Here is a 10311-nt window from a genome sequence, read left to right as displayed (position 1 = left end):
CGCCGTTCAGGCGCGATGGGGGGTGCAGGGGGCGCAGCCCCCGCCGGGGTTCGAGGGGCGGAGCCCCTCAGGGGGTCTGGGGCGCAGCCCCAGGGGCCGAACCCTTTCAGCCCGCTGCACGGGCGGGTGGGTGGGCAAACCCGCCGGGGTCCGAGGGGCGGAGCCCCTCAAGGGGGTCTGGGGCGCAGCCCCAGGGGCCGGGCCCATCCAACCCGCTGCACGGGCGGGCGGGTGGGCGAACCCCCCGGGGCCCGGGGCTAGGCCACGTTGACGCGCTGGCCGGGGGGCGCCGCCTCGAGCCACGCCAGGAACCCGGTCAACGCATCCTCGCTCATGGCGAGCTCAAGCCGCGTCCCCCGATGCGTACACCCCAGAATGATCGCGTCGGACAGGAGCGCCAGCTCCTCCTCCCCCTCGGGAAGCCGCCGCGACACCACGTCAATGGCCGCCCGCTCGAGCACCCGCCGCGGCCGTGGCGCGTACGAGAAGACCCGGAACCATTCGATCCGGTCACCGTTGTAGCGGGCCACCCCGTACACCCAGCCCTTGCCGCTGGTGTCCGGCGTCTCCGGAAGGTTCCAGCGCAGGCTGCAGTCGAACGTCCCGCCCGAGCGCTGGATCAGCCGTCGGCGCAGACCGAAGACGAAGAGTCCCACCAGTACCAGCGCGACGACCAGACCACACACAAGCAGAGCGAGAGTCATCTACACCGACCTCCTCGCTCAACCAGTAATCCAGCAACGGAAAAATCTGCCTGCATCGCCTCAGCCGCGACCGGCTCCGGAAAATTCCGGACCGAGCCGCGGCTGAGGGAAATCTCCGGCGGGGGTGCTAGCGCACCGCCACCGCACGCAGTCGTACGTCGGCGCGTCGCTCGGCGGCGGCGTTCGACTCCGACTTCGCACTTTCCAGCGCACGCTCGGCACGCTGGACGTCGATCTCGTCCGCCAGCTCGGCGATCTCGGCGAGCAGCGACAGCTTGTTGTCGGCGAAGGAGATGAATCCGCCGTGCACCGCCGCGACGACCGTGCTGCCCTCGCTCGTACGGATCATCACCGGGCCCGATTCCAGCACCCCAAGGAGCGGCTGGTGACCGGGCATGACGCCGATGTCGCCGGACGTGGTGCGCGCGACGACCAGGGTGGCCTCGCCGGACCACACACTGCGGTCCGCGGCGACGAGCTCGACGTGCAGCTCAGTAGCCATGGTTGGCTCCTCGGGTCACCACCCGGCGGTTCGGCCGGGTGTTGGGACAATTCTAGTCAGTTCTCAGGTGGCGATACGTGGAGGGGCGGGACGCACCCGCCCCTCCACGCGGTCGGGCGCGTCAGGAGACGCCCAGCTCCTTGGCGTTGGCCTTGAGGTCTTCCAGGCCACCGCACATGAAGAACGCCTGCTCGGGGAAGTGGTCGTACTCGCCGTCGCAGATCTGGTTGAACGCCGTGATGGACTCCTCCAGCGGGACGTCCGAACCGTCGACGCCGGTGAACTGCTTGGCGACGTGCGTGTTCTGCGACAGGAAGCGCTCCACGCGACGGGCGCGGTGCACGACCAGCTTGTCCTCTTCGCCGAGCTCGTCGATGCCGAGGATGGCGATGATGTCCTGGAGGTCCTTGTACTTCTGCAGGATCGTCTTGACGCGCATGGCGGCGTCGTAGTGCTCCTGCGCGATGTAGCGCGGGTCCAGGATCCGGGACGTGGAGTCCAGCGGGTCCACGGCCGGGTAGATGCCCTTCTCGGAGATCGGACGGGAGAGAACCGTCGTCGCGTCGAGGTGGGCGAAGGTGGTAGCCGGGGCCGGGTCGGTCAGGTCGTCCGCGGGGACGTAGATCGCCTGCATCGAGGTGATCGAGTGACCACGGGTCGAGGTGATGCGCTCCTGGAGGAGACCCATCTCGTCGGCCAGGTTCGGCTGGTAGCCCACCGCGGAGGGCATGCGGCCGAGCAGGGTCGACACCTCGGAACCCGCCTGGGTGTACCGGAAGATGTTGTCGATGAAGAAGAGGACGTCCTGCTTCTGGACGTCACGGAAGTACTCCGCCATCGTCAGACCGGCCAGGGCGACACGCAGACGCGTGCCCGGCGGCTCGTCCATCTGACCGAAGACCAGGGCGGTCTTGTCGATGACGCCCGAGTCCTGCATCTCCTCGATGAGGTCGTTGCCCTCACGGGTGCGCTCACCGACGCCGGCGAACACCGACACACCGTCGTGGTTGTTGGCCACGCGGTAGATCATTTCCTGGATGAGGACGGTCTTGCCGACACCGGCACCACCGAACAGGCCGATCTTTCCACCCTTGACGTACGGGGTGAGAAGGTCGATGACCTTGACGCCGGTCTCGAACATCTCGGTCTTGGACTCGAGCTGGTCGAAGTTGGGCGCCTTGCGGTGGATCGGCCAGCGCTCGCCGATGTTGGCGTTCTCCTCGGGCTTGTTCAGCACCTCACCGAGGGTGTTGAACACCTTGCCCTTGGTGAAGTCGCCGACCGGCACCGTGATGCCGTTGCCCGTGTCGGTCACCGGGGCCTGGCGGACCAGGCCGTCGGTGGGCTGCATCGAGATCGCGCGGACGATGCCGTCACCGAGGTGCTGGGCGACCTCGAGCGTCAGCGTCTTGAGCTTGCCGTCCTCGGCCGGGTCGGCCACCTGGACGTGCAGCGCGTTGTAGATGTCCGGCATCGCGTCGACGGGGAACTCCACGTCGACGACCGGGCCGATGACCCGGGCGACGCGGCCCGTGGCAACGGCCGTCTCAACAGTGGTCGTCATTACTTGTCACTCCCCGCGGTCGCGTCGGCCAGCGCACTGGAGCCACCGACGATCTCGCTGATTTCCTGGGTGATTTCGGCCTGGCGGGCCGCGTTGGCAAGCCGGGAGAGGCTCTTGATGAGCTCTCCGGCGTTGTCGGTGGCCGACTTCATCGCACGGCGGCGGGCGGCGTGCTCGGAAGCGGCCGACTGAAGCAGCGCGTTGTAGATGCGGCTTTCGACGTAGCGCGGCAGCAGGGCGTCGAGGACGTCCTCCGCCGACGGCTCGAAGTCGAAGAGCGGAAGGATCTCGTCCTTCCCGCCCGTCTCGTCCTGAGCCTTCTCCAGCGACAACGGCAGCATCCGGTTGTCGACCGGCGTCTGCGTCATCATCGACACGAACTCCGTGAAGACGATGTGCAGTTCGTCCGCTCCGCCCTCGGCCGTCTCCGTCTGGATGGCCTCGATCAGCGGGGCGGCCACCTGCTTGGCGTCCGCGTAGGTCGGGCTGTCGGTGAAGCCGGTCCACGACTGTGAGACCTTGCGCTCACGGAAGCCGTAGTAGGCGACACCCTTGCGGCCGACGATGTACGTGTCGACCTCCTTGCCCTCGCCGCGCAGCCGCTCCGAGAGCCTCTCCGCGGCCTTGATGGCGTTGGAGGAGTAGCCGCCGGCCAGACCGCGGTCGCTCGTGATGAGCAGGACCGCGGCGCGGGTCGGGGCCTCGGCCTCGGTGGTGAGCGGGTGCTTGGTGGTGGAGCCGGTCGCCACCGCGGTCACCGCACGGGTGAGCTCGGTCGCGTACGGCGTGGAGGCCGCCACCTGGCGCTGCGCCTTGACGATGCGCGAGGCGGCGATCATCTCCATCGCCTTGGTGATCTTCTTGGTCGCGGTGACGGATCGGATGCGACGCTTGTAGACCCGGAGCTGCGCTCCCATGAGTCAGGTCCCTTCCGTCGTCGTCACTTGCTGGTGCTGACCGGCGCGTCGTCGCCCAGGAGCTTGCCGTCCGAGGTCTCGAACTGCCGCTTGAAGCCGGCGATGGCGTCGGCCACGGACTGCAGCGTGTCGTCCGACATCTTGGCGCCCTCGGCGATCGAGGTGAGGAGCTCCTTGCGCTCGCGGCGCAGGTACTCCAGCAGCTCGGCCTCGAAGCGGCGGATGTCCTCGACCGGGACGTCGTCCATCTTGCCGGTGGTGCCGGCCCAGATGGAGACGACCTGCTCCTCGACCGGGAACGGCGAGTACTGCGGCTGCTTCAGCAGCTCGACCATGCGCTTACCGCGTTCCAGGGAGGCCTTGGAGGCGGCGTCCAGGTCGGAACCGAAGGCGGCGAACGCCTCCAGCTCGCGGTACTGGGCGAGGTCGACACGCAGTCGGCCGGACACCTGGCGCATGGCCTTGTGCTGCGCGGAACCACCGACTCGGGAGACGGAGATACCGACGTTCAGCGCGGGGCGCTGACCGGCGTTGAACAGGTCCGACTCCAGGAAGCACTGGCCGTCGGTGATGGAGATGACGTTGGTCGGGATGAACGCCGACACGTCGTTCGCCTTGGTCTCGACGATCGGCAGACCCGTCATCGAACCGGCGCCCATCTCGTCCGACAGCTTCGCGCAGCGCTCGAGCAGACGCGAGTGCAGGTAGAAGACGTCGCCCGGGTAGGCCTCGCGGCCCGGCGGACGGCGCAGCAGCAGGGACACGGCGCGGTAGGCGTCGGCCTGCTTCGACAGGTCGTCGAAGATGATGAGGACGTGCTTGCCGTCGTACATCCAGTGCTGGCCGATGGCCGAACCGGTGTACGGGGCGAGGTACTTGAAGCCGGCCGGGTCGGACGCGGGCGCGGCGACGATCGTCGTGTACTCCAGCGCGCCGGCCTCTTCCAGGGCGCCACGCACGGAGGCGATGGTCGAGCCCTTCTGGCCGATGGCGACGTAGATGCAGCGGACCTGCTTCTTGGGGTCGCCCGAGCGCCAGTTGTCGCGCTGGTTGATGATCGTGTCGACGGCCAGAGCGGTCTTGCCGGTCTGACGGTCACCAATGATCAGCTGACGCTGGCCACGGCCGATCGGCACCATCGCGTCGACGGCCTTGTAACCGGTCGCCATCGGCTCGTGCACCGACTTACGGACCATGACGCCCGGAGCCTGAAGCTCCAGGGCGCGGCGGCCGTCGGTCTCGATCTCGCCGAGGCCGTCGATCGGGTTGCCGAGCGGGTCGACGACGCGGCCGAGGTAGCCCTCGCCGACGCCGACCGAGAGCACCTCACCGGTGCGCTGCACCGGCTGGCCCTCTTCGATTCCGCTGAACTCGCCGAGGACGATCGCACCGATCTCGCGCTCCTCGAGGTTGAGGGCGAGACCAAGGGTTCCGTCCTCGAACCGCAGCAGCTCGTTCGCCATGGCCGAGGGAAGACCCTCGACCTTCGCGATGCCGTCGCCGGCAACGCTGACCGTACCGACCTCCTCGCGCGAGGCCGCGTCCGGCTGGTACGACTGGACAAAGGTCTCCAGCGCGTCCCGGATCTCCTCCGGCCGGATCGTGAGCTCCGCCATCTGGGTTCCCTGCTCTCCTTGTTGGGCCCGAAGTTTCTAAGGGGGTCTGGGGGCCGACCCCCAGGAATCTTCTGCAATTTCTGCACGGCCCAACCGGGCCGCTGGTGTTGCTACTTCAGTTGCTGTGCCGACCTCGCGGTCAGCGGGCCAGCCGCCGGTTCGCCTCTTCGAGGCGCTCCGCGATGGTGCCCTCGATGACCTCGTCGCCGACGCGCACCGTGATCCCGCCGAGGACCTCGGGGTCCACTTCGAGGTTCAGGTGCATCTGACGGCCGTAGATCTTCGCCAGCGCCGCGCCGAGGCGCGCCTTCTGGATGTCGGTCAGCGGGACCGCCGAGGTGACCACGGCGACCATCCGGTCCCGGCGTCCCGCGGCGAGCTTGGAGAGGGACTCGAGGCCCGATTCCAGGCTACGTCCACGCGGACGGGTCACCAGCCGGACGACCAGTCGCTCGGTGACCGGGTTCGCCCTGCCGCCGAGCAGGCTGCGCAGCAGTTCGCTCTTGGCCGCGACCGTGGCGGTGCGGCTGGTGAGCGCGGAGCGCAGTTCGGCGTCGGAGGCGACGATGCGGCCGAACCGGAACAGCTCGTCCTCGACGTCGTCCAGCGCGCCCGACTGCTGCGCGGCGGTGAGGTCGGCGGTGGCCGCCAGTTCTTCCAGCGAGTCCACCAGGTCACGCGACTGCGACCAGCGGGAGCGGACCATGCCGGCCACCAGGTCGGCGGTCTCGCCGCCCACCTGGCCGCCGAGCAGACGCCCGGCCAGCTCGGCCTTGGCCTCGCCGGCCTGCGCCGGGTCGGTCAGGACCCGACGCAGCGAGACCTCGCGGTCGAGCAGCGTGGTGACGGCGGCCAGCTCGTCGCCGAGCTTCGCCGCGTCGACGGACGTATTGTCCATCAGCGCGTCGAGACGCTCTCGTGCGGCGGCCAGTGCCTCGCGGCTCGCACCGTTCATCGGACGGCCTCGGCCTTCTCCTCGAGCTCGCCGAGGAAACGGTCGATGGTGCGGCTCTGGCGGGCGTGGTCCTCGAGGGACTCGCCGACCAGCTTGCCGGCCAGGTCGGTCGCCAGCTTGCCCACGTCCTGACGGAGCGAGTGCGCGGCGGCCTTGCGGTCGGCCTCGATCTGGGCGTGGCCGGCAGCGATGATCTCCTCACGCTGCCGCTGGCCTTCCGCCCTCATCTCCTGGATGAGCGCGGTGCCCTGCTCGGTCGCCTCCTGGCGCAGGCGAGCAGCCTCGTGGCGGGCCTCGGCGAGCTGCGCCTTGTACTGCTCAAGGACGCTCTGGGCCTCGGTCTGAGCGGCCTCGGCCTTCTCCATCCCGCCTTCGATGGCCTCGCGGCGCTCGTCCAGAACCTTGTTGATGTTCGGGAGGAGCTTCTTGGCGAGGAAGCCGAAGACGATGACGAAGGCGATGAGGCCGATGACGAGCTCAGGCCACGGCGGAACGAGGGGGTTTTCCTTGCCCTCGGCCGCCAGCTGAACCATGGTGAGGTTCACATCAGTGCCTTTCGTCGGTCGGTCTGGTCGTGGTTCGTCTTAGTAGACGAACGGCATGACGAGGCCGATCAGGGCCAGCGCCTCACAGAACGCGAAACCGAGGATCTGGTTGGCGCGGATCAGGCCGGCCGCTTCGGGCTGACGGGCGAGAGCCTGCGTGCCGTTACCGAAGATGATGCCGACGCCGACGCCGGGGCCGATCGCGGCGAGGCCGTAACCGATGGAGCTGAGCGAGCCGGTGACGCCATCGGAGGCAGCGAGGATCTGGGACATGCCAGTTCTTCCTTCTCTTTCACGGACCGGTGGGGGTTGGCCACCGGACGACTGGGGGTATGGAGGGTGCGGGCGGTCAGTGGTGCTCGGCGACGGCGCCCTGGAGGTAGCTGCACGCCAGGAGCACGAAGACGTAGGCCTGGACGGCCTGGATGAAGAGCTCGAAGCCGGTCATCACGACGACCATCACGAAGGAGACGCCGGAGTACGCGATCCCGATGCCGTTGAGCATGTACCAGCTGGCGATCGTGAACAGCAGCAGCAGGGTGTGACCGGCGAACATGTTCGCGAAGAGTCGCACCGCGTGCGTGAAGGGACGGACCAGCACGTTCGAGAAGAACTCGATGACCATGACCATCGGCAGGACCGCGCCGAGCGACTTGTCATAGCCGGTGAGGTTCTTGAAGCCGCCGACGAAGCCGTGGCGCTTGAAGGTGACGCTCATCCAGCAGACGTAGACGACCGCGGCGAGCACGGCCGGGTACGCGATGATCGACGTCACCGGGAACTGGGCGACCGGAACGATCGACCACAGGTTCATCATCCAGACGAAGAAGAAGAGCGTGACCATGAGCGGAACCCACTTCTCACCCTCCTTCTTTCCCATGGTCTCGTAGACGATCCCGCGGCGTACGAAGTCGTAGGCGGCCTCGCCGACCATCTGGAGCTTGCCGGGTACGGTCTTCGGCTTGCGGAAGGCCGCCCAGAAGAAGCCGACGATGATCAGCGAGCCCAGCAGGGCCAGCAGCATCGGCTTGTTGAAGTACACCCCGTCGGTGTCGCCCCAGAGCGGCTCGAAGAGGAACGAGTGCAGGCCGGGACCCTCGAAGCCACAGCCGTTCGACTGGAAGATGTGGCAGCTCGGATCGAAGGCGAGCACCTGCGTCGGGTCAGCACTCACCGCGGGCTCCTTCAGCGTGGCGCATAGGTACGGCAACCTCGTTGTGTCGGCGCGGCGCGCAGCCGCGGTTCGGCACTGGACTGGTGTTTCGGATGATGGGGCGGCGGTCGGGCATCAAGCCTCGCGATTGAGCAGGCGTCAGCTCAGATGCCCGCGCCCGCAGTGCCGCAGTTGGCACCGGACGATAGCAGGGTCCTGAACTCGCGTTTATCCCGGCCCTACCGTTCACGACGACGGGCCCGTCTTTTCGGGCTTGCTGCCCTCGGCGGCGTCCGGTTCGACGTAAAGGATCTTCGCCTTCATGTGCGCACGCGCCTGCGCGCCGATCCAGACGAGGGTCAGCGCGACGAGGGTGGCGGCGAAGCATTTCGGGTTGAACAGCGTCGTGTTCTTGAAGACCGCGACGAAAATGAAGAGCAGGAGCAGCTGCGCGGTGTACAGCATCAGTCCCATCGCCTGGAACAGATGCGGAAGCGATTTGGCAGTGCGTTCCAGGACGACGAGTCCGATGCCCATGAAGAGGATCACGACCAGCGTCGCGACGAGGGCGCCCACCGCTCCCTTGCCGCCCGCGACCACACCACTGACCAGGACGGCAACAGCGCCCGCGGCAGCGGTGGGTAGGGCGGTCTGGAGAAGAGTGCGTGCGTCGTTGGACGGCATGGCGGCAGCTCCGCTTGCTGGTGGGGGCAAAGTGGTGTCGTCATGGACGAGCGTAAGCCCGGGCCGAGTTGGTCCCTCGGGCCAACGGACCGTCGCACTACGGTCCTTCGGCTCTGGCGCCGGGTCTCGTGAACCGTATCACAAACTATTTGATGAGGTCTTTACCATGGAAGTGTGATGGGCGGCACACTTGAGAGTGAACCCGCGCGTTTGTGCACAACGGGCGGCGAGATGTCTGGTATTGGGCGACGAAGCGGCAAATCGTCAGCGTGATGCGCCGGTCTTACGTCGGTCGGGGAAACGCGAACGGGGGCCGATCGCTGTCGCTCCGTTGACGCCGGAGACACCCGCCGCCACCGGGGCGCGCTCCCCGCGCACCTCGTCCTCCTCCTCGCGCGCGAGCGAGTGCACGGTCTCCGGCTCCGTGCGCACGCGCCGGTAGCGCGGCGGCACGAACCGCTCGGCCCACCGCGGGGCGCGCGGAGCGAACCGCGGGAGCAGCAGCAGGACGAGCCCGACCGCGCTCAGCGCGACGATCAGCAGGACGATCCACATCGACGCCGAGTGCACCGAGTAGGCGACCGCGCCGAAAGCGATCAGCGCCGACCAGAAGTACATGATCAGCACCGCCCTGCTGTGCGAGTGCCCGATCTCCAGGAGCCGGTGGTGCAGATGTCCGCGGTCCGCGGCGAACGGCGACTGGCCGTTCCAGGTTCTGCGGACGATCGCGAGCACCAGGTCGGCCATCGGGATCGCGATGATCGTCAGCGGCATCAGGAGCGGGATGAAGACGGGCAGCATCGCGTGGGTGGCGTCGCGGGTGCCGCCGAAGTTGAGCTTCATCGCGTCCGGGTCGACCTGGCCCGTGATGGAGATCGCACCGGCCGCGAGCACCAGGCCGATCAGCATCGAACCCGAGTCGCCCATGAAGATCCTGGCCGGGTGCATGTTGTGCGGCAGGAAGCCGAGGCACATGCCCATGAGGATGGCGGCGAACAGGGTGGCCGGGGCGGCCGCCTCGATGCCGTAGCCGTACCAGAGCCGGTAGGCGTACATGAAGAACGCCGCCGACGCGATGCACACCATGCCGGCCGCCAGGCCGTCGAGGCCGTCCACGAAGTTCACCGCGTTGATGGTGATCACGACGAGCGCGACCGTGAGCAGGGTGCCCTGCCAGGAGGTCAGTGAGACCGAGCCGATGCCGGGGATCGGCAGCCACAGGATGGTCAGACCCTGCATGACCATGACGCCCGCGGCGATCATCTGGCCGCCGAGCTTGATCAATGCGTCGATCTCGAACTTGTCGTCCAGGACGCCGATCAGCCAGATCAGGGCGGCACCCGACAGCAGTGCCCGCGGTTCGTTGGACTGGCTGAAGACGGCGTTGAGGCCGTCGAGGTGGTCGGCGACCAGGAGGCCGGCGCTCAGGCCGCCGAACATGGCGATGCCCCCGAGCCTCGGCGTCGGTTCCCGGTGCACGTCACGCGCGCGGATCTCCGGCATCGCACCGACGGCGATGGCGAACTTCCGCACCGGCCCGGTGAGCAGGTAGGTCACCGCGGCCGTGACGCAGAGCGTCAGCAGGTATTCACGCACGGGCTGCCCCAGAGGTATCGCTGGCCATCTCAGCCCCACACCCTAGCTTCGCGCGCATGTGGTTGAAGACATCCG

At 67.9% G+C, this 10311-nt stretch carries 11 protein-coding genes; all 11 read right to left on the bottom strand.

The annotated features are described in order from the left end of the window. Window positions 1-257: 257 nt before the first annotated feature. Complete coding sequence (locus ACGF3I_RS34250) at window positions 258-704, bottom strand: DUF2550 domain-containing protein (protein ID WP_393139059.1); 447 nt, start codon at window positions 702-704, stop codon at window positions 258-260. 127 nt (window positions 705-831) lie between these two features. Next, on the bottom strand, window positions 832-1206 hold the full coding sequence (locus ACGF3I_RS34245; RefSeq protein WP_393139057.1) for a F0F1 ATP synthase subunit epsilon: 375 nt from the start codon (window positions 1204-1206) through the stop codon (window positions 832-834). A 121-nt stretch (window positions 1207-1327) separates the two neighbouring features. After that, window positions 1328-2770: a F0F1 ATP synthase subunit beta gene (gene atpD / locus ACGF3I_RS34240; protein ID WP_100577445.1), complete on the bottom strand. Its 1443-nt coding sequence runs from the start codon at window positions 2768-2770 to the stop codon at window positions 1328-1330. Further along, window positions 2770-3687, bottom strand: coding sequence for a F0F1 ATP synthase subunit gamma (locus ACGF3I_RS34235; RefSeq protein WP_393139055.1), 918 nt, complete (start codon window positions 3685-3687; stop codon window positions 2770-2772). The genes atpD and ACGF3I_RS34235 overlap by 1 nt, the downstream gene beginning before the upstream one ends. Window positions 3688-3710: 23 nt before the next feature. Beyond that, a complete protein-coding gene (atpA, locus tag ACGF3I_RS34230) occupies window positions 3711-5303 on the bottom strand; it encodes a F0F1 ATP synthase subunit alpha (protein ID WP_161247555.1) in 1593 nt (530 codons plus the stop codon). A gap of 139 nt (window positions 5304-5442) precedes the next feature. Next, the gene (locus ACGF3I_RS34225) at window positions 5443-6258 is read right to left on the bottom strand and encodes a F0F1 ATP synthase subunit delta (RefSeq protein ID WP_393139053.1); all 816 of its coding nucleotides are present in this window, start codon (window positions 6256-6258) and stop codon (window positions 5443-5445) included. Further along, on the bottom strand, window positions 6255-6791 hold the full coding sequence (locus ACGF3I_RS34220) for a F0F1 ATP synthase subunit B (RefSeq protein WP_063802014.1): 537 nt from the start codon (window positions 6789-6791) through the stop codon (window positions 6255-6257). Before ACGF3I_RS34220 ends, ACGF3I_RS34225 begins: the two co-directional genes overlap by 4 nt. A gap of 51 nt (window positions 6792-6842) precedes the next feature. Beyond that, window positions 6843-7076, bottom strand: coding sequence for an ATP synthase F0 subunit C (gene atpE, locus ACGF3I_RS34215; RefSeq protein ID WP_053726990.1), 234 nt, complete (start codon window positions 7074-7076; stop codon window positions 6843-6845). Window positions 7077-7152: 76 nt separating this feature from the next. Continuing rightward, window positions 7153-7977, bottom strand: a complete 825-nt coding sequence (atpB, locus tag ACGF3I_RS34210; protein WP_393139051.1) for a F0F1 ATP synthase subunit A — start codon at window positions 7975-7977, stop codon at window positions 7153-7155. 225 nt (window positions 7978-8202) lie between these two features. Continuing rightward, a complete protein-coding gene (locus ACGF3I_RS34205) occupies window positions 8203-8640 on the bottom strand; it encodes a hypothetical protein (RefSeq protein WP_393139049.1) in 438 nt (145 codons plus the stop codon). A gap of 264 nt (window positions 8641-8904) precedes the next feature. After that, window positions 8905-10248 (bottom strand): MraY family glycosyltransferase, encoded by a 1344-nt coding sequence (locus tag ACGF3I_RS34200; RefSeq protein WP_393139063.1) that lies wholly within the window; start codon window positions 10246-10248, stop codon window positions 8905-8907. Window positions 10249-10311 lie beyond the last annotated feature (63 nt).

Source organism: Streptomyces sp. NPDC048111, assembly GCF_043202815.1.
Taxonomy (GTDB): Bacteria; Actinomycetota; Actinomycetes; order Streptomycetales; family Streptomycetaceae; genus Streptomyces.
The sequence above is the reverse complement of the archived record's forward strand: the minus strand, read 5'-3'. Positions and strand labels throughout refer to the sequence as shown.